The sequence below is a fragment of the Streptomyces sp. NRRL F-2664 genome (genome assembly GCF_000719345.1).
Classification (GTDB): domain Bacteria; phylum Actinomycetota; class Actinomycetes; order Streptomycetales; family Streptomycetaceae; genus Streptomyces.
Window position 1 is genome coordinate 121,738 of sequence record NZ_JOFX01000007.1, and the last position, 22,515, is coordinate 144,252.

General features: G+C 72.1%; 23 protein-coding genes. 12 read left to right on the plus strand and 11 right to left on the minus strand.

Annotation, left to right across the window (positions count from 1 at the left end; all coding sequences use genetic code 11):
- Nucleotides 1–57: 57 nt before the first annotated feature.
- Complete coding sequence (locus IF89_RS0110330; protein WP_030764395.1) at nt 58–426, minus strand: cupin domain-containing protein; 369 nt, start codon at nt 424–426, stop codon at nt 58–60.
- A gap of 82 nt (nt 427–508) precedes the next feature.
- A complete protein-coding gene (locus IF89_RS0110335; RefSeq protein WP_078628205.1) occupies nt 509–1,243 on the minus strand; it encodes an alpha/beta hydrolase in 735 nt (244 codons plus the stop codon).
- A 113-nt stretch (nt 1,244–1,356) separates the two neighbouring features.
- Here IF89_RS0110335 and IF89_RS0110340 point away from each other — a divergent pair, with 113 nt between their 5' ends.
- The 3 genes from IF89_RS0110340 (at nt 1,357) to IF89_RS0110350 (ending at nt 3,792) form a co-directional block, all read left to right on the plus strand.
- Entirely contained in the window at nt 1,357–2,505 is a 1,149-nt protein-coding gene (locus IF89_RS0110340) for an adenosine deaminase (protein WP_030764399.1), read from the plus strand.
- Nucleotides 2,506–2,644: 139 nt separating this feature from the next.
- On the plus strand, nt 2,645–2,893 hold the full coding sequence (locus IF89_RS0110345; RefSeq protein ID WP_030764401.1) for a hypothetical protein: 249 nt from the start codon (nt 2,645–2,647) through the stop codon (nt 2,891–2,893).
- A 137-nt stretch (nt 2,894–3,030) separates the two neighbouring features.
- Complete coding sequence (locus tag IF89_RS0110350; protein ID WP_234327716.1) at nt 3,031–3,792, plus strand: hypothetical protein; 762 nt, start codon at nt 3,031–3,033, stop codon at nt 3,790–3,792.
- A 9-nt stretch (nt 3,793–3,801) separates the two neighbouring features.
- Here the strand turns inward: IF89_RS0110350 and IF89_RS0110355 are convergent, their stop codons facing one another.
- The 3 genes from IF89_RS0110355 to IF89_RS0110365 all read right to left on the minus strand — a co-directional run bounded on the left by IF89_RS0110355 (nt 3,802) and on the right by IF89_RS0110365 (nt 5,350).
- The gene (locus IF89_RS0110355; RefSeq protein WP_030764405.1) at nt 3,802–4,002 is read right to left on the minus strand and encodes a PspC domain-containing protein; all 201 of its coding nucleotides are present in this window, start codon (nt 4,000–4,002) and stop codon (nt 3,802–3,804) included.
- 34 nt (nt 4,003–4,036) lie between these two features.
- A complete protein-coding gene (locus IF89_RS0110360; RefSeq protein WP_030764407.1) occupies nt 4,037–4,615 on the minus strand; it encodes a VanZ family protein in 579 nt (192 codons plus the stop codon).
- An 87-nt stretch (nt 4,616–4,702) separates the two neighbouring features.
- The gene (locus tag IF89_RS0110365) at nt 4,703–5,350 is read right to left on the minus strand and encodes a PH domain-containing protein (RefSeq protein ID WP_030764410.1); all 648 of its coding nucleotides are present in this window, start codon (nt 5,348–5,350) and stop codon (nt 4,703–4,705) included.
- Nucleotides 5,351–5,512: 162 nt separating this feature from the next.
- Between IF89_RS0110365 and deoC the strand changes: the two genes are divergently transcribed.
- The 3 genes from deoC to IF89_RS0110380 are packed head-to-tail and all read left to right on the plus strand — an operon-like array spanning nt 5,513 to nt 8,806.
- Complete coding sequence (deoC, locus tag IF89_RS0110370) at nt 5,513–6,475, plus strand: deoxyribose-phosphate aldolase (RefSeq protein ID WP_030851201.1); 963 nt, start codon at nt 5,513–5,515, stop codon at nt 6,473–6,475.
- Between the two features lie 5 nt (nt 6,476–6,480).
- Entirely contained in the window at nt 6,481–7,917 is a 1,437-nt protein-coding gene (locus tag IF89_RS0110375) for an aldehyde dehydrogenase family protein (protein ID WP_030764413.1), read from the plus strand.
- Nucleotides 7,910–8,806, plus strand: a complete 897-nt coding sequence (locus IF89_RS0110380; RefSeq protein ID WP_030764416.1) for an aldehyde dehydrogenase family protein — start codon at nt 7,910–7,912, stop codon at nt 8,804–8,806. Before IF89_RS0110375 ends, IF89_RS0110380 begins: the two co-directional genes overlap by 8 nt.
- Before the next feature lie 121 nt (nt 8,807–8,927).
- On the opposite strand, the gene IF89_RS0110385 is transcribed toward IF89_RS0110380, so the two are convergent.
- Nucleotides 8,928–9,287 (minus strand): hypothetical protein, encoded by a 360-nt coding sequence (locus IF89_RS0110385; RefSeq protein WP_030764419.1) that lies wholly within the window; start codon nt 9,285–9,287, stop codon nt 8,928–8,930.
- Between the two features lie 50 nt (nt 9,288–9,337).
- On the opposite strand from IF89_RS0110385, the gene IF89_RS0110390 reads away from it, so the two are divergent.
- Complete coding sequence (locus IF89_RS0110390; RefSeq protein ID WP_078628206.1) at nt 9,338–10,039, plus strand: uridine kinase family protein; 702 nt, start codon at nt 9,338–9,340, stop codon at nt 10,037–10,039.
- Between the two features lie 170 nt (nt 10,040–10,209).
- Here the strand turns inward: IF89_RS0110390 and IF89_RS0110395 are convergent, their stop codons facing one another.
- Nucleotides 10,210–10,908 carry a SigE family RNA polymerase sigma factor gene (locus IF89_RS0110395; protein ID WP_030764424.1) on the minus strand — a complete coding sequence of 233 codons (699 nt, stop codon included), beginning with the start codon at nt 10,906–10,908 and terminating at the stop codon, nt 10,210–10,212.
- A 201-nt stretch (nt 10,909–11,109) separates the two neighbouring features.
- On the opposite strand from IF89_RS0110395, the gene afsQ1 reads away from it, so the two are divergent.
- The 3 genes from afsQ1 to IF89_RS0110410 are packed head-to-tail and all read left to right on the plus strand — an operon-like array spanning nt 11,110 to nt 13,911.
- On the plus strand, nt 11,110–11,787 hold the full coding sequence (gene afsQ1 / locus IF89_RS0110400; RefSeq protein WP_063754818.1) for a two-component system response regulator AfsQ1: 678 nt from the start codon (nt 11,110–11,112) through the stop codon (nt 11,785–11,787).
- Nucleotides 11,784–13,271 (plus strand): sensor histidine kinase, encoded by a 1,488-nt coding sequence (locus tag IF89_RS0110405; protein WP_030764427.1) that lies wholly within the window; start codon nt 11,784–11,786, stop codon nt 13,269–13,271. Before afsQ1 ends, IF89_RS0110405 begins: the two co-directional genes overlap by 4 nt.
- Complete coding sequence (locus IF89_RS0110410) at nt 13,264–13,911, plus strand: hypothetical protein (protein ID WP_030764430.1); 648 nt, start codon at nt 13,264–13,266, stop codon at nt 13,909–13,911. The genes IF89_RS0110405 and IF89_RS0110410 overlap by 8 nt, the downstream gene beginning before the upstream one ends.
- 360 nt (nt 13,912–14,271) lie before the next feature.
- Here the strand turns inward: IF89_RS0110410 and IF89_RS0110415 are convergent, their stop codons facing one another.
- The 3 genes from IF89_RS0110415 to IF89_RS0110425 form a co-directional block, all read right to left on the minus strand.
- Nucleotides 14,272–15,918 (minus strand): phospho-sugar mutase, encoded by a 1,647-nt coding sequence (locus tag IF89_RS0110415; protein ID WP_030764433.1) that lies wholly within the window; start codon nt 15,916–15,918, stop codon nt 14,272–14,274.
- A 34-nt stretch (nt 15,919–15,952) separates the two neighbouring features.
- Nucleotides 15,953–16,759, minus strand: coding sequence for a purine-nucleoside phosphorylase (locus tag IF89_RS0110420; protein WP_030764436.1), 807 nt, complete (start codon nt 16,757–16,759; stop codon nt 15,953–15,955).
- Between the two features lie 156 nt (nt 16,760–16,915).
- On the minus strand, nt 16,916–17,353 hold the full coding sequence (locus IF89_RS0110425) for a gamma-glutamylcyclotransferase (RefSeq protein WP_030029477.1): 438 nt from the start codon (nt 17,351–17,353) through the stop codon (nt 16,916–16,918).
- 198 nt (nt 17,354–17,551) lie between these two features.
- Here IF89_RS0110425 and IF89_RS0110430 point away from each other — a divergent pair, with 198 nt between their 5' ends.
- Together IF89_RS0110430 and IF89_RS0110435 are read left to right on the plus strand one after the other, a co-directional pair.
- On the plus strand, nt 17,552–18,991 hold the full coding sequence (locus IF89_RS0110430; RefSeq protein WP_030764441.1) for an NAD(P)H-quinone dehydrogenase: 1,440 nt from the start codon (nt 17,552–17,554) through the stop codon (nt 18,989–18,991).
- Nucleotides 18,992–19,166: 175 nt separating this feature from the next.
- Nucleotides 19,167–20,117 carry a DeoR/GlpR family DNA-binding transcription regulator gene (locus IF89_RS0110435; protein WP_078628207.1) on the plus strand — a complete coding sequence of 317 codons (951 nt, stop codon included), beginning with the start codon at nt 19,167–19,169 and terminating at the stop codon, nt 20,115–20,117.
- Between the two features lie 125 nt (nt 20,118–20,242).
- On the opposite strand, the gene IF89_RS0110440 is transcribed toward IF89_RS0110435, so the two are convergent.
- Nucleotides 20,243–22,006 carry an acetyl/propionyl/methylcrotonyl-CoA carboxylase subunit alpha gene (locus IF89_RS0110440; protein WP_030764447.1) on the minus strand — a complete coding sequence of 588 codons (1,764 nt, stop codon included), beginning with the start codon at nt 22,004–22,006 and terminating at the stop codon, nt 20,243–20,245.
- Nucleotides 22,007–22,515 lie beyond the last annotated feature (509 nt).

Sequence of the window (22,515 nt, forward strand, 5' to 3'; positions counted from 1 at the left end):
GTCCGGGCCGGCCGGGAAGGGGTGCGGCGGGCCCGCGCGGGCGCCGGGCCCTGGGCGTCAGCCGGACGGCTTGGCGTAGTCGGCGAAGCCGGTCCAGTCCAGCGCCACGCAGGGCTCGTCACCGACCACCCAGGCATCGTGCCCGGGGTGGACGCGCATGTAGTCGCCGGGGCCGAACTCGGCGCTCTGGCCGTCGTCCATGACGACCTTCATCCGGCCGCTCACCACATAGCCGGTGTGGTCGGCCCGGCAGCTGTCCGTCCCGGCCAGCGGCTTGATGTGCTCCGACCACTTCCAGCCCGGCTCGAAGACGGCCCGCCCCACGGCCCCGTGGCCCGTGTCCACGAGGTCCAGCCTGCCCATGCCGCCGACGAACGGCCTGGTCTCGTCCGGCTCGTCGAAGTTCTTGCGGTCCATCGCTGCCATGGCGGATCGCCTCCGGGGGAGAGCGGGCACCCCGAGTCCACTTCCCACGGTACGCCTCGCCGCCCGCCCCGGCCCCCGGCCCTCAGCCCCGCAGGGACCTGCCGAAACCCGAGGCCAGCGGCATCCGCAGGCCCAGCGGCGGCGGCGCCGCCAGGGCGTCGGTCACGGGGCGCGAGTACCGGCCGGAGAAGACCGCGCCCAGGACGAAGTCCACGCCCAGCGCGACCACTTCGGCCTGGTGCTCGCGCAGCCCGTGACCGTCCGAGTGCACCTCGAACCGGCACGTCGAGCGGTTGGCCTTCTTCGCCCGCTCCGCCAGCCGGAAGGAGCCCTCCGGGTCACTGCGCGCGTCGTTGGTGCCGTGCACGATCAGCACCTGCCGGCCCGAGAGGTGTTTCACCGGTTCAGGGGAGCCGTCGGACGCCCCGTCCCCCAGACAAGGGGCGAGGGCGAGGACCGAGTTGACGGCCGCGTGCCCCGCCGCGCGCAGCGCCGCCAGGCCCCCCGCGTCGTAGCCGGCCAGGCACACCGGCACGTCCCCGTACCGCCGCACCGCCTCGTCCGCCGCCCACCGCGCCTGCTCCTCCCGCGGGGACCGCCCCCCGTGGACGACGGCGTGCGTGACCAGGCCGTCCCCGCCGCCCGCCCGCGCCAGCGCCCGGGCGAGCGGGCGCAGTGGGCCGGGGGTGAGTCTGGACGCCCCGGGAAGCAGGAGCACCACCCCGTTGACCGGGCTTTCCGTCGGACCCGAGCCGGTTCTCGCGCCGGCCGCCCGCCCCAGGCGGGCCCCGCGCGCCGGCGGCGCATGCTGTGCCATGGCGGAACAGTCTCAGACCTCCGGGTGTACGCCATCCGTCCGCGCGGTCTCTGTTACATATCGACGGCCGCCGGGGACACGACGCTCTACGCGCGTAGGAGTAGAGTGCGCAGATGACGAGCGAGACCCCCAACCTGCCGACCCCGGATCAGATCCGTCGTTCCCCGAAGGTGCTCCTGCACGATCACCTCGACGGTGGACTGCGTCCCGGGACCATCATCGAGCTGGCCCGCGAGGTCGGCTACGAGAACCTCCCCGAGACCGACGCCGACAAGCTCGGCATCTGGTTCCGCGAGGCAGCCGACTCCGGCTCCCTCCCGCGCTACCTGGAGACGTTCGCCCACACCTGCGCGGTCATGCAGACGAAGGCGGCCCTCTTCCGTGTCGCCGCCGAGTGCGCCGAGGACCTGGCCGAGGACGGCGTCGTGTACGCCGAGATCCGCTACGCCCCCGAGCAGCACCTGGAGGCCGGCCTGACCCTCGAAGAGGTCGTCGAGGCCGTGAACGACGGCTTCCGCGAGGGCGAGCGCCGCGCCAGGGCCAACGGCCACCGCATCCGCGTCGGCGCCCTGCTGACCGCGATGCGCCACGCGGCCCGCGCGCTGGAGATCGCGGAGCTGGCCAACCGCTACCGCGACAACGGCGTGGTCGGCTTCGACATCGCCGGCGCCGAGGCCGGGTTCCCCCCCACCCGCCACCTGGACGCCTTCGAGTACCTCAAGCGCGAGAACAACCACTTCACGATCCACGCGGGCGAGGCCTTCGGCCTGCCGTCGATCTGGCAGGCCCTGCAGTGGTGCGGCGCCGACCGCCTGGGCCACGGCGTGAAGATCATCGACGACATCGAGGTCGCCGAGGACGGCTCGGTCAAGCTGGGCCGCCTGGCCAGCTACGTCCGCGACAAGCGCATCCCCCTGGAGATGTGCCCGACCTCGAACCTGCAGACGGCCGCGGCGGCCTCGTACGCCGAGCACCCCATCGGTCTGCTGCGGAAGCTGCACTTCAGGCTCACGGTCAACACCGACAACCGCCTGATGAGCGGCACCAGCATGAGCCGCGAGTTCGAGCACCTGGTGGAGACCTTCGGCTACACCCTCGACGACATGCAGTGGTTCACCGTCAATGCGATGAAGTCCGCGTTCATTCCTTTCGATGAACGACTGGCCATGATCAACGAGGTGATCAAGCCGGGCTATGCCGAGCTGAAGTCGGAGTGGCTGTTCCGCCAGACCGCTTCCACCAGCGGTTCCGTCTCGCCGTAGGCCATGGCATGACGTACGGAGAGCGCCCGGGAGCGACAAATCCCGGGCGCTTTCTCGTATAAAAGGATGTTTGCGGGCGGGGGTTTGAAGTGACTAGTTTGCGGAGCCGCTCAATTCCCCGTCGCAAGGAATACCTTTCATGAAGCAGTCAGCTGCCAAGTTCCTCGGTGCCGCCGCCGTCGGTGCCGCTCTCGCCGCCGTCGCCGCCGGTACCGCATCCGCCGCCGTTCCCGCCATCGGCATCACCGATGCGCTGGGCACCGCCACCGGTGCGCTGGAGGGCGTCACCAGCCAGCAGCAGATGAAGACCGAAGAGGGACAGCCGAGCGACCCCACCGCCGCCGTCACCGGGCTGCTGGGCCCGGTCACCGGCGCCCTCAACGGCTGACGTCGACGCGACACGTACGAACGCACGCGCGGCGGCCGCACGTCTCTTCGACGAGGTGTGTGTGCCGCCGCGCGGTGTGCCACGATCACCACCAACTGCCCGCCGACGCACGGGGTATGAGGTTCTCGGTCATGCGCATGAAGGCACGAGCGACTCTGGTCGCGCTGGTCCCGGCCCTGCTGATCGCGGCGGTCGGGTGCAGCAGTACGGACACCCCCGCGACGGGCCGGTCCCCCGACCCGAAGGGCTCCGAGGGCACCGCCGCCGGCGCGGCCGGCGCCCCCGCGGCGTCCCCGGACCCGTCCGGACCGTCCCCGGCGAAGACCGGCGGCACCAGGCTGGAGCGGTCCGCGCTGGCCCAGGGCGACCTGCCCGGCTACCAGATCTCCGCCCAGGGCAAGAACCCGAACGCCCCCGACGGGCAGCCGCAGGCCGACAAGAAGGCCTGCCAGCCGCTGGCCGACATCATGGGCGACAAGCCGGACCCCGCCGCCCGCGAGACCGTCAACCGGGGCATCGGATCCCAGAAGCAGATGGGCCTCGCGGTCTCCGCCTCCGTCAGCTCCTACTCCGAGAGCGACGCCAAGGCCCTGATCGCCCGGCTCAAGGCCGCCGTCGCCGCCTGCGGCACGGGCTTCGCCGCCACGGTCGACCGGCAGACCGGCAGCTACCGCGACGTACGGGCCGTCGACTACCGCACGAGCGGCGACGAGAGCGTCAGCTGGACCACGACCGCAGCCGCCCAGGGCGTCTCCGCGCAGGTCCACCTGGTCGTCGTCCGTGAAGGAGCCACGGTCGTGCGGCTCATGGCGCTCAACGTGGCGGCGGCCCAGCAGAAGACCCAGGTGCCGCAGGAAGTGACCGACAAGCAGTTGGAGAAGATCGGGAAGGCCGGCTGAGCGGACCCGTCACCAGGCGGCCGAGGCGGACTTCTCGTTCGGCAGCAGGACCCACAGAGCGATGTAGACCAGGAACTGCGGGCCGGGCAGCAGGCACGACACGGCGAAGATCGCCCGCATCGTGTTCGCGTTGATTCCGAAACGCCGCGCGAGTCCGGCGCAGACTCCGCCGATCCAACGGCTGTCACGGGGGCGGACCAGGGCGCTCATGGGGTTCTCCTTCGTCGGGACCGCTTTCGATGCCTCAATACTCCCGCTGGACCGCCGACAGGACGTCGGTCCAGGGGCCGAGCCCGACCCTGGAAATCCTCGGGGTGTCCCCCTGATGAACGGCGCGTGAGCGGCGCAGCCGCGCTCGCAGCGCCGGTACGACGGCGGCGTGCGCGACCAGCACCCCGAGGGTGTTGAGCAGCACGGAGTCCACGTCGACGACCCGGCCCGGGACCCCGCTCTGCAGCATCTCGATGCTGAGCGACACCAGCGCACCCGCCGCGGACGTCCGCACCAGGGAGGACCACGCGGCCAGCCGCGACAGCCGCAGCCGCCCGCTGACCAGCGGCACCAGCACCCCCAGCGGAGCCAGCAGCGCGAGCCCCTCCCCGATCCGCCGCGCGGCCTCCAGCGGCCCGAGGGCGAGATCGGCCCGGATCCCCTCCAGCGGGGTCAGATTGCCGGCGGCCGCCCAGGGGACGTCCAGGGGGCTCAGGGTCAGCCAGCCGACGACCAGGAGATGGGCGGCGAGCAGGACCCCGGCCAGGAGTCGCAGACGGAGGGGGATCGCGGTGGCGCCGGCGGGACTGCCGTCGGCCTCAAGACGCTGCACACCTGCGAGGACGCGCCACCCGGCAGCCCCGGTTCCGCTCTCGGGTGTGGCCACGGGCACCTCGCCGTCCGCGCTCCGCCGCACCGCTCAGCGGGTGGCGAGCAGGACGATCAGCAGCACCGCGCCGGCGACCGCGGGCGCGATGATCTCGTACGACCACTGCACGCGCACGCTGCCCTGCGCGCCGGGCCGCTCCGCACCGCGCTCGGCCATCCTCTGGAGCTCGTCGACGATCCGGTCCGCACTGGCCCGCATCGGTTCGGCCGGGACGCGGGCCTTCTCGCCCGGGGAGCGCCCGGAGGACCGCTGCTCCCGGTCCCTGAGGCCCTCGTGGCGCAGGCGCTGCCGGTTGGCCTTCTTCCGCTCGCGCAGCGAGACGGGCACCGACCACAGCTGGTACTTCGCACCCTCGGCCAGCACCTCCGCCGAGTACCCGGACCGCACGGCGTCCACGGCGGCCCACGGCAGCTCGATGATCCGGAACGGGTTGCGCACCCGCATCCGGTCGTCGTTGGCGAAGACCGCCGGGCGGATCGTGAACGCCACGACCAGCGGCACGACGCACAGCGCCACCGCCAGCGCGATCCACGGGGTGTTGCCCGAGCCGCGCACCACCGCGTCCCCGCAGAGCCACGCCGTCAGCGCGAGCAGCAGTACCCCCGAGACGACGCCCATGGAGGAGCGGTAGACCCGGTCCGCGTAGACCGGCTCATCGGTCGGCTGCTGGCTGCTCATGGGGTCGATTCTGCCCCACGCCCGTCCGGCCCACGAGGTCGGCGTACGCGGGAGGCCGACGGGGGCACCGGGCGGCAGGTGTCGATTTCGTAGCGGAACGGCCGGAACCGGGAGAGGGGGGTGACAGGTCGCTACGCGCGTAGATATGCTCATGTGGTGACCATGCCCACCACCCTCACCGCATTCGCTGACGTGACGACGTCCGACAGTGCGCTGCGCCGCTTCCTGCACGGGCTGCCCGGCGTCGACGCTGTCGGTCTGGAGGCCCGCGCGGCCTCCCTCGGCACCCGTTCGATCAAGACGACGGCCAAGGCGTACGCCATCGACCTGGCCATCTCGATGATCGACCTGACGACGCTGGAAGGCGCGGACACCCCGGGCAAGGTCCGGGCGCTCTCCGCCAAGGCCGTCAACCCCGATCCGACCGACCGGACGACCCCGATGACGGCCGCCGTCTGCGTCTACCCCGACATGGTGGCCACCGCCAAGGCGGCGCTGAACGGCGCCGACGTCAAGGTCGCCTCCGTCGCCACCGCCTTCCCGGCCGGCCGCGCCGCGCTGCCCGTCAAGCTCGCCGACACCCGTGACGCCGTCGCCGCCGGCGCCGACGAGATCGACATGGTCATCGACCGTGGCGCCTTCCTCGCCGGCCGCTACCTGGAAACGTACGAGCTGATCAAGGCCGTCAAGGAGGCCTGCGCCCGCCCCGACGGCAGCGCGGCCCGTCTGAAGGTCATCTTCGAGACCGGCGAGCTGTCGACCTACGACAACATCCGCCGCGCCTCCTGGATCGGCATGCTCGCGGGTGCCGACTTCATCAAGACGTCGACCGGCAAGGTGGGCGTCAACGCCACCCCCGCCAACACCCTGCTCATGCTCGAAGCCGTCCGCGACTTCAAGGCGCAGACTGGAATCCAGATCGGCGTGAAGCCGGCCGGCGGCATCCGCACCACCAAGGACGCCATCAAGTTCCTGGTCCTGGTCAACGAGACCGTGGGCGAGGACTGGCTGAGCAACACCTGGTTCCGCTTCGGCGCCTCCAGCCTGCTCAACGACCTGCTGATGCAGCGCCAGAAGCTGAGCACCGGCCGTTACTCCGGTCCCGACTACGTGACGGTGGACTGATCACCATGGCATCCCTCTTCGAGTACGCACCGGCTCCCGAGTCCCGCTCGGTCGTCGACATCGCCCCCTCCTACGGGCTCTTCATCGACGGCGAGTTCACCGACGCCGCCGACGGCAAGGTCTTCAAGACCGTCTCGCCCAGCAGCGAGGAAGTCCTCTCCGAGGTCGCCCAGGCCGGCGCCGCCGACGTGGACCGCGCCGTCAAGGCCGCCCGCAAGGCCTTCGAGAAGTGGTCCGCGCTGCCGGGCTCCGAACGCGCCAAGTACCTCTTCCGCATCGCCCGGATCATCCAGGAGCGCAGCCGCGAGCTCGCCGTCCTGGAGACCCTGGACAACGGCAAGCCGATCAAGGAGACCCGCGACGCGGACCTTCCGCTGGTCGCCGCGCACTTCTTCTACTACGCGGGCTGGGCCGACAAGCTCGACCACGCCGGCTACGGCGCGAACCCGCGCCCGCTGGGTGTCGCCGGCCAGGTGATCCCGTGGAACTTCCCGCTGCTGATGCTCGCGTGGAAGATCGCCCCGGCGCTCGCCACCGGCAACACGGTCGTCCTGAAGCCCGCCGAGACCACCCCGCTCTCCGCGCTCTTCTTCGCCGACATCTGCCGCCAGGCCGGCCTGCCCAAGGGCGTCGTCAACATCCTCACCGGCTACGGCGACGCGGGCGCGGCCCTCGTCGAGCACCCGGACGTCAACAAGGTCGCCTTCACCGGCTCCACCGCCGTCGGCAAGGCCATCGCCCGCTCGATCGCCGGCACCGACAAGAAGGTCACCCTGGAGCTCGGCGGCAAGGGCGCCAACATCGTCTTCGACGACGCCCCTGTCGACCAGGCCGTCGAAGGCATCGTCAACGGCATCTTCTTCAACCAGGGCCAGGTCTGCTGCGCGGGCTCCCGCCTCCTCGTCCAGGAGTCGATCCACGACGAGCTGCTGGACTCCCTCAAGCGCCGCCTCTCCACGCTGCGCCTCGGCGACCCGCTCGACAAGAACACCGACATCGGTGCGATCAACTCCGCGGAACAGCTCGCCCGGATCACCGCCCTCGCCGACACCGGCGAGGCCGAGGGCGCCGAGCGCTGGTCCCCGGCGTGCGAGCTGCCGTCCGCCGGCTACTGGTTCGCCCCGACGCTCTTCAGCAACGTCACCCAGGCGCACACCGTCGCCCGCGACGAGATCTTCGGCCCGGTGCTGTCCGTACTGACCTTCCGCACCCCCGACGAGGCCGTCGCCAAGGCCAACAACAGCCAGTACGGCCTGTCCGCCGGCATCTGGACGGAGAAGGGCTCGCGCATCCTCGCGGTCGCGAACCAGCTCCGCGCCGGCGTGGTGTGGGCCAACACGTTCAACAAGTTCGACCCGACCTCGCCCTTCGGCGGCTACAAGGAGTCGGGCTTCGGCCGCGAGGGCGGCCGCCACGGTCTGGAGGCCTACCTCGATGTCTGAGTCCTCTGTGCGTCTGAACGTCTTCAAGACCTACAAGCTGTACGTCGGGGGCAAGTTCCCCCGCTCCGAGAGCGGCCGGGTGTACGAGGTGAGCGACTCCAAGGGCAACTGGCTGGCCAACGCCCCGCTGTCCTCCCGCAAGGACGCCCGCGACGCGGTCGTCGCGGCCCGCAAGGCCTTCGGCGGCTGGTCCGGCGCCACCGCCTACAACCGCGGCCAGATCCTCTACCGCATCGCCGAGATGCTGGAGGGCCGCCGCGAGCAGTTCGTCCGCGAGGTCGGCGAGGCCGAGGGCCTGTCCAAGTCGAAGGCGGCCGCCGTCGTCGACGCGGCCGTCGACCGCTGGGTCTGGTACGCGGGCTGGACCGACAAGATCGGCCAGATCGTCGGCGGGGCCAACCCGGTCGCGGGCCCGTTCTTCAACCTCTCCACCCCGGAGCCGACCGGAGTCGTCACGGTCGTCGCCCCGCAGGACTCCTCGTTCCTGGGCCTCGTCTCCGTGATCGCCCCGGTGATCGCGACGGGCAACACCGCCGTCGTCATCGCCAGCGAGAAGTCGCCCCTGCCCGCCCTCTCCCTGGGCGAGGTGCTCGCCACCTCCGACCTGCCGGGCGGCGTGGTCAACATCCTCTCCGGCAAGGCCGCCGAAATGGGTCCGCACCTCGCGTCCCACCAGGACGTCAACGCCATCGACCTGGCCGGCGCCGACGCGGCCCTCGCCAAGGAGCTGGAGATCGCCGCGGCCGACAACCTCAAGCGCGTCCTGCGTCCACAGCCTGTGGACGACTGGAACGCCGACCCGGGCACGTCGCGCATGACGGCGTTCCTGGAGACCAAGACCGTCTGGCACCCCACCGGGTCGCTGGGCGCGGGCGGCTCGTCCTACTAGGACGGCCCCGCCCCGCACGAGACCGGCCCCGGCAGCGTCCCCCGCGCTGCCGGGGCCTCTCTTCTTTCCGCGCTCGGTCCGCCTTCGCCGGCGCGCCGCCTTCGGCTCACCCGCCGGGCGCTCAGCGGGGGGCGAGGGGTCCCAGGAGGGAGGAGACGGCCGCCCGGGGGAGTTCGCCCACCGACGGGCCCTGGGTGAGGATCCCGGTGACCGCCGTCGTGCCGACCGCGGGGAAGTCCGCGACCTTCGTGGCGACCCCGTTGTCCAGCGGGTCCACACCGGTGTGCGCCAGCGGGTTCACCTTGAGGTTCGCGATCGGGTCCGTGACACCCGCCACCGCCGCCGGAACGTCCAGTTCACCGGCCTGCGCGCCGCCCGCGGCCATCGCCAGCGCGGCGCCCGCCATCGAGAGGGTCAGCCCCGCGCCGCGGAGCCGGTTCGGTGTCGAAGGGCCTGCGTGACGGCCTGCGTGACGTGCCATGGGATCCCGCCTGTGGTCGTGGTCGCGTGCGCACGCAGCGTAGTGGAGGTGTGTTCCTGGACACCAACCGGTCACCGGGAGGATCCCCTACCCGGGGGAATGGTTCAGACTGGTGTCCCGTGAGCTCTTCCTCTCCTTCGCCGACCCGGGTCGTCCTGCTGACCGGTCCGTCGGGCTCCGGCAAATCCTCCCTGGCCGCCCGCTCCGGGCTCCCCGTGCTGCGCCTCGACGACTTCTACAAGGAGTGCGCGGACCCCACCCTGCCGCTGGTCGAGGGCAGCTCCGACATCGACTGGGACTCCCCGCTGTCGTGGGACGCCGACAGCGCCGTCGCCGCGATCGCCGAACTGTGCGCCTCGGGGCGGACGGACGTGCCGGTGTACGACATCGCCACCAGCTCCCGCACCGGCTGGGACACCCTGGACATCGCCCGGACCCCGCTCTTCATCGCGGAGGGCATCTTCGCCGCGGACGTGGCGGCGCGCTGCCAGGAACTCGGCCTGCTCGCCGACGCCATCTGCCTGCGCGGCCGCCCCTCGACGACGTTCCGCCGCCGGCTCGCCCGCGACCTGCGCGAGGGCCGCAAGTCCGTCCCCTTCCTGCTGCGCAGGGGCCTGCGCCTGATGCGCGCCGAACGCGGCATCGTGGCACGCCACGTCGCCCTGGGCGCCCACGCCTGCGACCGCGACGAGGCCCTCGGCCGCCTGGCCGCCGCCGCGGCGGGCCGCCACCGCACGACGACCGCGGCCTGACCGGGCCGCCGGCGGGGGTCCGCACCCCCGTGGACAGCTGAACCCGCGAACGCGAAAAGGCGGGACCGCGCGGACCCCCGGCCGCTCGATCCCGCCTCTTCTCCCCCCAACGGCCCCCGTCCCACCCCCGCAGGACGGGCCCCCCGGCCCGATGGTCCGTACAGGTCGCGTTACGCGACCAGCTCCTCGAAGGACTCCGCCTCGTCGCGGCCGAAGCTCAGCGACTCGTCCTCCCGCAGGCGCCGCAGCGAGCGCCAGATGCTCGACTTCACCGTGCCGACGCTGATCCCGAGGATCTCCGCGATCTCCGGGTCCGTCCGGCCCTCGTAGTAGCGCAGCACCAGCATCGTGCGCTGCGGCTCCGGGATCCGGGCCAGTGCCTGCCACAGAACCGCGCGCAGCTCCGTACCGCGCATCGCGTCCGTGTCGGAAGCCGTCTCCGGCAGCTCCTCCGTCGGGTACTCGTTCAGCTTCCGCCGACGCCACGCGCTGATGTGCAGGTTGGTCATCGTCCGGCGCAGGTACCCGCCGACCGCCGCCTTGTCGCTGATCCGGTCCCAGGCGCGGTAGGTGGAGAACAGCGCGCTCTGCAGCAGGTCCTCGGCCTCGTAGCGGTCACCGGTCAGGTGGAAGGCCGTCGCGTACAGCGCCGCCCGCCGCTCCTGGACGTACGCCGTGAACTCCGCCTCCGACGTGGAGGACGGGGTCTGCCGGTCGGCGGGAACCGCCTGGTACTGCTTTGCGTCAATGGCTACGACGTGGGCCGGCCGGGGCCGGGCGACCGACACGGTACGGACACCCGCCCGGCGGTTCACATCGTGCAGCCGCGTGACAACCGCGCTGGTGCTGGTGCTGTGCAGCGTGTTCATCTCGCGCCCCCCGTCGTGGAGTGTCTCTGCTCCGGATCGCTTGTGCGTTGAGAAGAAGATTGCCCGGCCGACTTAACCGGGGTGTCCGTCGACTGTCACAGCACTGTCACAGCGACCATCGGGAGGATCCCGGCGGACTCCCCCGCGATCCGGTCGACCTGACGGTCGAACTCCCGACGGGCTATGGGACAGAATGAGCCCGTGCCTTTCCTGTTGCTGATCGAGGACGACGACGCCATCCGCACGGCCCTCGAACTCTCCCTGTCACGCCAGGGCCACCGTGTGGCCACCGCGGCGACGGGCGAGGACGGCCTGAAGCTGCTCCGCGAGCAGCGGCCGGATCTGATCGTGCTGGACGTGATGCTGCCCGGGATCGACGGCTTCGAGGTGTGCCGGCGGATCCGCCGCACCGACCAGCTGCCGATCATCCTGCTCACCGCACGCAGCGACGACATCGACGTCGTCGTCGGCCTGGAGTCCGGGGCCGACGACTACGTCGTCAAGCCCGTGCAGGGGCGCGTCCTCGACGCCCGCATCCGGGCCGTACTGCGCCGCGGGGAGCGCGAGTCGAGCGACTCGGCGAGCTTCGGCTCCCTCGTCATCGACCGGGCCGCCATGACGGTGACGAAGAACGGGGAGGACCTGCAACTCACCCCGACCGAGCTGCGGCTGCTCCTGGAACTGAGCCGCCGGCCCGGCCAGGCCCTCTCCCGCCAGCAGCTGCTGCGGCTGGTCTGGGAGCACGACTACCTGGGCGACTCGCGGCTCGTCGACGCCTGCGTCCAGCGGCTGCGCGCCAAGGTCGAGGACGTGCCCTCCTCGCCCACCCTGATCCGTACGGTCCGGGGCGTCGGATACCGCCTGGACTCCCCGCAGTGATCCGGTCGTTGCTCGCGGGCCGGCGCTGGACCAGCCTGCGGCTGCGGCTCCTCGTGGTCTTCGCCCTGGTCGCCCTCACGGCCGCCGTGTCCGCGTCGGGGATCGCATACTGGCTCAACCGCGAGGCCGTTCTCACCCGCGTCCAGGAGGCAGCCCTCGGCGACTTCCGGCAGGAGATGCAGAACCGTGCAGCCGCCCTGCCCGTCGACCCGACACCGGAGGAACTGCAGCGCACCGCAGAGCTCATGGCGGGCAGCAGTCCCGGCTACAGCGTGCTCCTCGTCCAGGAGGGCAAGGACGACCGGCAGATCTACGGCGCGGCCGGACCCGACAGCTTCCGCCTCACGGACGTGCCCAAGTCCCTGCAGAACGCGGTCAACGACCGGCAGAGGACGACGACCGCCAACGACGCCGAATACCACGTGTACTGGCAGCGGACGAAGCCGCGCGGCCACCCGTACCTGGTCGGCGGCACCCGGATCGTCGGCGGCGGCCCGACCGGCTACATGTACAAGTCCCTCGCCCAGGAGCGGGACGACCTGAACGCGCTCGCCTGGTCCCTGACGATCGCGACGATCCTCGCCCTGCTCGGCTCCGCGCTCCTCGCGCAGGCCGCCGCCCGCACCGTGCTCAAGCCCGTACAGCGGCTCGGGGACGCCGCACGGCGGCTCGGCGAGGGCGAACTCGACCACCGGCTCGACGTGTCGGGCACGGACGAACTCGCCGACCTGTCGCACACCTTCAACAAGACGGCCGAGGCGCTGGAGAAGAAGGTCGCCGACATGAGCGCGCGGGAGGAGGCCAGCCGGCGCTTCGTCGCGGACATGTCGCACGAACTGCGCACCCCGCTGACGGCCCTGACGGCGGTCGCCGAGGTGCTGGAGGAGGAGGTCGAGGACCTCGACCCGATGATCGCCCCGGCGGTCGGGCTGGTGGTCAGCGAGACCCGCAGGCTGAACGTCCTGGTCGAGAACCTGATGGAGGTCACCCGCTTCGACGCCGGCACCGCCAAGCTGGTCCTGGACGACGTCAACGTCGCCGACCAGGTCACGGCCTGCATCGACGCCCGGGCCTGGCTCGACGCGGTCGAACTCGACGCCGAACGCGACATCGTCGCGCGGCTCGACCCCCGCCGCCTCGACGTCATCCTGGCCAACCTGATCGGCAACGCCCTCAAGCACGGCGGCTCGCCGGTGCGGGTGTCGGTCACGGTGGAGGGGGACTGGCTGGTGATCGCCGTCCAGGACAACGGGCCGGGCATTCCCGAGGAGGTCCTGCCGCACGTCTTCGATCGCTTCTACAAGGCGAGCGCGTCCCGGCCGAAGTCGGACGGCAGCGGGCTCGGCCTGTCCATCGCTGTGGAGAACGCGCACATCCACGGCGGTGACATCACGGCCGCCAATGTGCCGGGCGGCGGGGCGCTGTTCACCCTGCGGCTGCCGATGGACGTACGAAAGGCGATCAGTGGTGATCCGGATGCGTAGGGCCCTGCCGGCGGTGCCGGCCGTACTGGTCCCGCTCGTCGGGATCGCGCTGCTCGCGACGTCGGGCTGCGGGATCCGGGCGACGACCGTGCCGGTGGACGTGGGCGCGGCACCGTCGCGGGTCTCGTGCGACACCCCGGCGCAGCCGGGCGGGCAGAGCGGGGCGCCCGGCTTCCCGGCCACGGTGGAGCTGGTCTGCGGCTCGCAGCTGGTGGGCGTCGAGCGGATGGTCCCGATGCCGGAGAAGGGCACCGTACGGGATCCCGCCGCGCAGGCCGCGCAGGCGCTGCTGGAGGCGCTGGAGCGGACGCCGAGCGCGGAGGAGCGGGACGCCGGCTTCACGACCGGGGTGCCGGCGGGGCTGACGGCGGGCGCGCCGCGGCCGGGCGACCCGGCGGGGACGGTGCGGCTGAGCCGCAAGCCGGAGGATCTGCCGCCGGTGGCGCTGTCGCAGATCGTGTGCACGATGGCGGGCAGTGAGGCGGTGTCCGCCGGGCCGGGGCCGGTGGTGCTGGGCGGGCCGGATGCGGATCCGCCGCGGGCGTGGGAGTGCACCGACGTGGTCCGCTCCCGGCCGGAGTCGGTCCCCACGCTGGGCGAAATCGTCCGCCCGACCCCGTCTCCCTCGCCGGCCCCCTGAGGTCCGCGGGGCGGCTCGGGCCGCGGGGTGGGACGCCCCGGGCTCGCACGCATGCCCGCTGCCGTTGCGGGGGCTTCGCCCCCAGGCCTCAAGCGCCGGCGGGGCTGGATCGGGGCTCCGCGCCTCGACCGTCGGCGGGGCTGGATTGGGCTCCGCCCGCGGGCGTCCGCGTCGGCGGGCTGTCGTTCAGCCTGTCCGGCGTTCGAGGACCGGGGGCGGGCGGAGCCGGGAGACGGGCGGGGAGAAGGCTTCGTGGAGCGGGCCGGGTACGCCGACGGCCCCCTGAGCCGGGGCTCAGGGGACCGTCGGAGAAGGGTCCGCAGGCCGGCCCGGTCGGACGGGACCGGGCCGGCGGCTCCGCTAGAGGCCCATGGCCGCCGCCAGGTCCTTCTTGATCGCGTCCAGGACTTCCTGGCCGGTCACCCGGGCCGCCGCGAGGTCCGAGGCCTCGGCCACCGGGACCACGACCTCCAGGTAGCACTTCAGCTTCGGCTCGGTGCCCGACGGGCGGCAGATGACCCGCGCCCGGTACGCGCCGTCGAGGTAGTACCGCAGGCCGTCCGTCGGCGGCAGCGACTCCGTGCCCTGCGTGAGGTCCTCCGCCGAGACCACCCGCAGCCCCGCCAGCGAGGCCGGCGGCTCCGCGCGCAGCCGCGCCATGGCGTCGGCGATGACCGACAGGTCCGAGACGCGGACCGACAGCTGGTCGGTGGCGTGCAGGCCGTGGGCCATCGCCAGGTCGTCCAGCAGGTCGTTCAGGGTCCGGCCCTGCTCCTTGAGCTCGGAGGCCAGTTCGGCGACCAGAAGGGCCGCCGTCACGCCGTCCTTGTCGCGGACGCCCTCGGGGTCCACGCAGTAGCCGAGCGCCTCCTCGTAGCCGTAGCGCAGGCCCTGGACGCGGGCGATCCACTTGAAGCCCGTGAGGGTCTCCTCGTGGCCGACGCCCGCCGCCTGCGCGATCCGGCCCAGCAGGCTGGAGGAGACGATGGACTCGGCGAAGACACCGGTCGCGCCCTTGTGGACGAGGTGCGCCGCGAGCAGCGCGCCGACCTCGTCACCGCGCAGCATCCGCCAGCCGTCCGCGGTGGGGACCGCCACCGCGCACCGGTCGGCGTCGGGGTCGTTCGCGATCACGATGTCCGGCCGGACCTCGGCGGCCCGGGCGAAGGCCAGGTCCATCGCGCCCGGCTCCTCCGGGTTGGGGAACGCCACCGTCGGGAAGGCCGGGTCCGGTTCGGCCTGCTCGGCGACCAGGACCGGCTCCGGGAAGCCGTGCCGGGCGAAGGCAGCCATCACCACGTCCTTGCCGACGCCGTGCATGGCCGTGTAGACGGTCCGCACGCCCCGGGGCGAGCCGGGGGTCAGGACGGCGTCCGTACGGGCCAGGTAGGCCTCCAGGACCTCGTCGCCGAGCTCCTCCCAGCCGGACTCCGGGCGGGGGACCGAGGCGAGCGTGTCGACGCGGGCGATCTCCGCCGCGATCTCCGTGTCGGCGGGGGAGACGATCTGCGAGCCGTCGCCGAGGTAGACCTTGTAGCCGTTGTCCCGGGGAGGGTTGTGGCTCGCGGTGACCTCGACGCCGGCGACGGCGCCCAGGTGCCTTATGGCGTACGCGAGGACGGGCGTGGGCAGCGGGCGGGGCAGGACGGCCGCGCGCAGGCCGGCGCCGGTCATGACGGCCGCGGTGTCGCGGGCGAAGTCCGCCGACTTGTAGCGGGCGTCGTAGCCGACGACGACCAGGCCGCCGGCGTGCCCCTGGGCCTTGAGGTGGGCCGCGAGGCCCGCCGCGGCCCGGATGACCACGCTGCGGTTCATCCGCATCGGGCCCGCACCGATCTCACCGCGCAGTCCGGCGGTGCCGAACTGGAGGGTGCCGGAGAAGCGGGCGGTGAGCTCCGCCGTGTCGCCCGCCGCGATGAGCGCTTCGAGCTCGGCCGCGGTCTCCGGGTCGGGGTCCTCCGCCAGCCAGGCCTGCGCCCGGGTGATCAGATCGTCCTGTTCCTGCACTACTTCCGCCTTACCTCTCGTACGGTCCCGGGCCTCAGATGCGGGCGAGGACCTGGGTCAGCAGCTTGCCCATGCGCGCGGCCGAGTCCCGGCCGGCCTGGAGGACCTCTTCGTGGTTGAGGGGCTCACCGGAGATGCCCGCCGCGAGGTTCGTGACCAGGGAGATGCCGAGCACCTCGGCGCCGGCCTCGCGGGCGGCGATGGCCTCCAGCACGGTGGACATGCCGACGAGGTCGGCGCCCATCACGCGGATCATGTTGATCTCGGCCGGGGTCTCGTAGTGCGGCCCGGGGAACTGCACGTACACGCCCTCCTCCAGGGAGGGGTCGATCTCCTTGCAGAGCGCGCGCAGCTGGGGCGAGTAGAGGTTCGTGAGGTCCACGAAGTTCGCGCCGATGATCGGCGAGGTGGCCGTCATGTTGATGTGGTCGCTGATCAGGACCGGCTGGCCGGGCTGCATGCCCTCGCGCAGACCGCCGCAGCCGTTGGTCAGCACGACGGTCTTGCAGCCCGCGGCGACGGCGGTGCGGACACCGTGGGCGACGGCGGCGACGCCGCGGCCCTCGTAGTAGTGGGTGCGGCCGAGGAAGACCAGCGCGCGCTTGTCGCCGATCTTGTACGAGCGGACCTTGCCGCCGTGTCCTTCGACGGCGGCCGGCGGGAAGCCGGGCAGCTCGGTGACGAGGAACTCGGCCTCGGGGGCGCCCAGGGCCTCGGCGGCGGGGGCCCAGCCGGAGCCCATGACGAGGGCGACATCGTGGGTCTCGGCGCCGGTGAGCTCGCGCAGGCGGGCGGCTGCGGCGTCGGCGGCGGCGGTGGGATCGGTAACAGATGCGTTCACGCAGACGAGCGTAGCCGCTCATTGCCTACGCGCGTAGATGGCGCAGCTCACGATGCTCGGATCGTTGTCTTGTCGTTTCCGACCATATGTCCGTCGCCACCCACCGTGACCTGGAGGTGACCGGTCCTCCGCGTGCGCGGGACCCGGCAGGGGGCATCAGCAGGGGCGCTTGCGCAGCTCCATCACGTAGTCGTGCGGGGCGCCCGCGGACTCGGCCGCGTCGGCGATCTCGCCCAGGTAGCGCGCCGAGGGGAGGCCGCCCTCGTAGCCGTTGAGGACGTAGCACCAGGCGGCCTCGTCGCCGTCCAGCGTGTGCACCCGGATCCGCATGCGCCGGTAGATGTCGAGCCCGACGCCCTCCCAGCGGTCCATCGAGTCCTCGTCCAGGGGGGCGATGTCGTACAGGGCGACGAAGACCTGGTGGCGCGGGGCCTCGACGATCGTCGCGAGGGAACCCTCCCAGCCCATCTGCTCGCCGCCGAACGTCAGCCGCCAGTCGTTGATCCAGCCCGTGCCGCGCAGCGGCGAATGGGGAGCGCGGCGCGTCATCAGCCGCGGGTCGAGGTTGCCGGCGTACGCGGCGTAGAGCGACATGAGGTCGAGGGTACGGGAGGGGCGGCCGGGGACGTGTGCCAGGCAGGGCTGCACCCGGACGGAGTCCCCGGCGGGGACCGGGCGCGAAGCACCTCGGAGCGTGCGGGACAATGGAGCACGGAATGCATCCCCCGGGGAGACCCCCCGGACCGCCGGCCGGGGCGGCAGCCGGCCGGGTAGACGTGAGGCGGACTTTTCGTGACCCGGATCGTGATCATCGGCGGCGGACCCGGCGGGTATGAGGCGGCGCTGGTCGGCGCCCAGCTCGGTGCGGAGGTGACCGTCGTGGACTGCGACGGTCTGGGCGGGGCGTCGGTCCTCACCGACTGCGTGCCGTCCAAGACCCTGATCGCGACCGCCGAGGTGATGACCACCTTCGACTCCTCCTACGAGGAGCTGGGGATCATCGTCGCCGACGACACCCCGCACATCGAGCAGGCGGCGCGCGTGGTCGGCGTGGACCTCGGCAAGGTCAACCGACGCGTGAAGCGCCTGGCGCTCGCCCAGTCGCACGACATCACCGCCTCCGTCACCCGGGCCGGCGCCAAGGTCATGCGCGGCCGCGGCAAGCTGGGCGGCCCGCAGGGCATCGACGGCACCCGGGACGTCATCGTCACCGCCGCCGACGGCACCGAGACGATCCTCACGGCGGACGCCGTCCTCATCGCCACCGGCGGCACCCCGCGCGAGATCCCCGACGCCCAGCCCGACGGCGAGCGCATCCTGAACTGGACGCAGGTCTACGACCTGGAGGAGCTCCCCGAGGAGCTCATCGTGGTCGGCTCCGGCGTGACCGGTGCCGAGTTCGCCGGCGCGTACCAGGCACTGGGCTCCCGGGTGACCCTGGTGTCCTCCCGCGACCGCGTCCTGCCGGGCGAGGACCCCGACGCCGCCGCCGTCCTGGAGGACGTCTTCCGGCGCCGCGGGATGAACGTGGTGGGGCGCTCGCGCGCCGAGTCGGCCAAGCGGGTCGGCGACCGGGTCGAGGTCACCCTCTCGGACGGCCGGGTGCTGACCGGCAGCCACTGCCTGATGGCGGTCGGCGCGATCCCGAACACGCGGAACATGAACCTGGAGGAGTCCGGCGTCCGGCTCAAGGACTCCGGGCACATCTGGACCGACAAGGTCTCGCGCACCACCGCGCCCGGCGTGTACGCCGCCGGTGACGTCACCGGCGTCTTCGCGCTCGCGTCCGTCGCGGCCATGCAGGGCCGCATCGCGATGTACCACTTCCTCGGCGACGCGGTGGCTCCGCTGAACCTCAAGACGGTGTCCTCGAACGTCTTCACCGACCCCGAGATCGCCACCGTCGGCTACACCCAGGCGGACGTGGACGCCGGCAAGATCGACGCCCGCGTCGTGAAGCTCCCCCTGCTGCGCAACCCGCGCGCCAAGATGCAGGGCATCAGGGACGGCTTCGTGAAGATGTTCTGCCGCCCCGGCACCGGCATCGTGGTGGGCGGTGTGGTCGTGTCGCCGCGCGCGAGCGAACTCATCCACCCGATCTCGATCGCCGTCGACAACAATCTGACGGTCGAGCAGATCGCAAACGCGTTCACGGTGTACCCCTCGCTGTCGGGATCGATCGCCGAGGTGGCCCGGCAGCTGCACACCCGGAAGGCCGGCGGCGAGGCGTAGGCGCGGCCAACCTCCTTACCACATAGGGGATTTGGGACGGGGCGCGGTCGCGTGGCGAGACGTTCACCCAAGTATCGGGTTGCGTATACCACTAGTCGCCCCGCCTGATGGACAACTTCGGTATTCCGGCGCAAAGAGCTGAAAGCAGACGGTCGTTGGGGTTACTGTCAGTTTCGTGTTCGCTGCAGAACGTCGCCAATTGATCCTCGAAATGGTGCGGGCCAACGGAGCGGTGTCGCTCCGGGAGCTCGCCCGCGTCGTCCAGACCTCCGAAGTGACCGTACGGCGGGACGTGCGGGCACTGGAGGCCGAAGGACTCCTCGACCGCCGGCACGGCGGTGCGGTCTTGCCGGGCGGTTTCACGCGGGAGTCCGGCTTTCCGCAAAAGTCCCATCTCGCGACGGCGGAGAAGACCGCCATTGCCGATGTCGCGGCCGGCCTCGTGGAAGAGGGCGAGGCCGTCGTCGTCGGCGCGGGCACCACGACCCAGGAGCTGGCCCGCCGGCTCGCCCGCGTGCCCGGGCTGACCGTCGTCACCAACTCGCTGCTCGTCGCGCAGGCCCTGGCCCACGCCAACCGCGTGGAGGTGGTGATGACCGGCGGCACCCTGCGCGGCTCCAACTACGCCCTCGTGGGCAGCGGAGCCGAGCAGTCCCTCCAGGGGCTGCGGGTGTCCCGGGCCTTCCTGTCCGGGAGCGGCCTGACCGCCGAGCGCGGGCTGTCCACGTCCAACATGCTGTCCGCCAGCGTGGACCGGGCGCTGGTGCAGGCGGCGGGGGAGGTGGTGGTGCTGGCCGACCACACGAAGCTGGGCACCGACACCATGTTCCAGACCGTACCGACGGACGTGATGACCCGTCTGGTCACGGACGAGCCCCCGCCGCACGACGACCGTGCGGCGACGGAGCTCCAGGCCCTCGCCGACCAGGGCGTGCAGATCACCGTGGCCGGCGGACCTGTGGCCTCCGGAGCGGTGGACGGCATGCAGGGGCGACGGCCGCGCCGGGAGTCGCCGCTGCCGGTGCAGCGGCGCGGCGGGCCCACGGCCCAGCTGCGCAGTGCGCCCGGCGGGATGCTGGAGCAGCAGGCGGAGCGGGCCCGGGTCGCCGACATGCGGCGCCGGTAGCCACCCCGGCCGGCCGGACACCCCCGGCCGGCACCGGACACCCCACCCCGGGACGTCCCGGACATCGCGAAGGCCCCACCCGGTCGACCGGGCGGGGCCTTCGCGTGGTGCTGCGGGCCGGGACGTCAGTCCTTGATCTCGCAGATCGTGGCGCCCGAGGTGACGGACGCGCCGACCTCGGCGGTGAGGCCCACGACGGTGCCGGAGCGGTGCGCGTTGAGCGGCTGCTCCATCTTCATCGCTTCCAGGACGACGATCAGTTCGCCCTCGGTGACCTGCTGGCCCTCCTCGACGGCGACCTTGACGATCGTGCCCTGCATCGGCGAGGTGAGCGTGTCGCCGGAGGCGGCCGGACCGGACTTCTTGGCCGCGCGGCGCTTCGGCTTCGCGCCGCCCGCGGCCGCCGTACGGGCCAGGGTCATGCCGAGGGAGGACGGCAGCGAGACTTCGAGGCGCTTGCCGCCGACCTCGACGACGACCGTCTCGCGGCCCGGCTCCTCCTCGGCCTCCTCAGCGGCCGGAGCCGTGAACGCCGGGATCTCGTTGACGAACTCGGTCTCGATCCACCGCGTGTAGACGGTGAAGGGGCTGCCGTCGGTGGGGGCGAACGCCGGGTCGACGACGACCGCGCGGTGGAACGGGATGGCCGTGGCCATGCCCTCGACCTCGAACTCGGCGAGCGCGCGGGCGGCGCGCTGCAGCGCCTGCTCGCGGGTGGCGCCGGTGACGATCAGCTTGGCCAGCAGGGAGTCCCAGGCCGGGCCGATGACGGAGCCGGACTCGACGCCCGCGTCGAGGCGGACGCCCGGGCCGGTCGGCGCGACGAACTTCGTCACCGTGCCGGGCGCCGGGAGGAAGTTGCGTCCCGGGTCCTCGCCGTTGATGCGGAACTCGATGGAGTGACCGCGCAGGACCGGGTCCCCGTAGCCGAGCTCCTCGCCGTCGGCGATGCGGAACATCTCGCGGACGAGGTCGATGCCGGAGACCTCTTCGGTGACCGGGTGCTCGACCTGGAGGCGGGTGTTGACCTCCAGGAAGGAGATCAGGCCGTCGGCGGAGACGAGGAACTCCACGGTGCCGGCGCCGACGTAGCCGGCCTCCTTCAGGATGGCCTTGGACGCGGCGTACAGCTCCGCGTTCTGCGCCTCGGTCAGGAACGGCGCGGGCGCCTCCTCCACCAGCTTCTGGTGGCGGCGCTGGAGGGAGCAGTCGCGGGTGGAGACGACGACGACGTTTCCGTGCGAGTCGGCCAGGCACTGGGTCTCGACGTGGCGCGGCTTGTCCAGGTAGCGCTCGACGAAGCACTCGCCGCGACCGAAGGCGGCGACGGCCTCCCGGACGGCGGACTCGTAGAGCTCCGGCACCTCTTCGAGGGTGCGGGCGACCTTCAGACCGCGGCCACCGCCGCCGAAGGCGGCCTTGATGGCGATCGGCAGGCCGTGCTCCTTGGCGAAGGCGACGACCTCGTCGGCCCCGGAGACCGGGTCCGGCGTGCCGGCGACCAGCGGCGCGCCGGCGCGCTGGGCGATGTGGCGGGCGGCCACCTTGTCGCCGAGGTCGCGGATGGCCTGCGGCGGCGGGCCGATCCAGGTCAGACCGGCGTCGATCACGGCCTGGGCGAAGTCGGCGTTCTCGGACAGGAAGCCGTATCCGGGGTGGATGGCGTCCGCACCCGAGTCGGCGGCGGCCTGGAGGACCTTGGAGATGTCCAGGTAGCTGGCGGCCGGGGTGTCACCGCCCAACGCGAAAGCTTCGTCGGCCGCGCGGACGTGCAGAGCGTCCCGGTCCGGGTCGGCGTAGACGGCTACGCTCGCGATCCCGGCGTCCCGGCAGGCCCGAGCAACGCGGACAGCGATTTCGCCACGGTTGGCGATGAGCACCTTGCGCACGATGGCTCCCTCCTTGAAACAAGCTGAGTTTAGGGACTGCCCACACGGCCTTTCGACCCTTCCCAGGTGGTGACCTTGCCCACACAGAGTGTGATGCGAGGCCCGCTCCACCGGGGAACCCTTGTGGCGCCCCAGGTCAGGGGGATCCCCGACTGCACAGTAACCCCGTCATGTATGCGAGGTCTCTGTCTCCCCGGTCAGCGGCCCCGGGTGATTCTTTGTCGAGTCCCTACGAACGGCCCACGTTTTCTTTGCTGGCGAGAGAGGAGTTGTCCCCTTGTTTACTGATTGGTAGCTCCGTCGTCCGCAGGGCGAACCGGGGACAACACCGTACCCACAGGTATGCGGCCGACGGCGGTCCCTACGGACGCCAGCGCGCCGGACGTGTACTCCGGACGGTCGACACCGGAGGCGGGCCGGGGTGGGCGCGCGGCGCGGGCGGGATGCCGGCGGCGAGGGCCCCGTGATGCGCCGACCCGCCGCGAGGTGCTCTCCGGGGGTCCGTACAG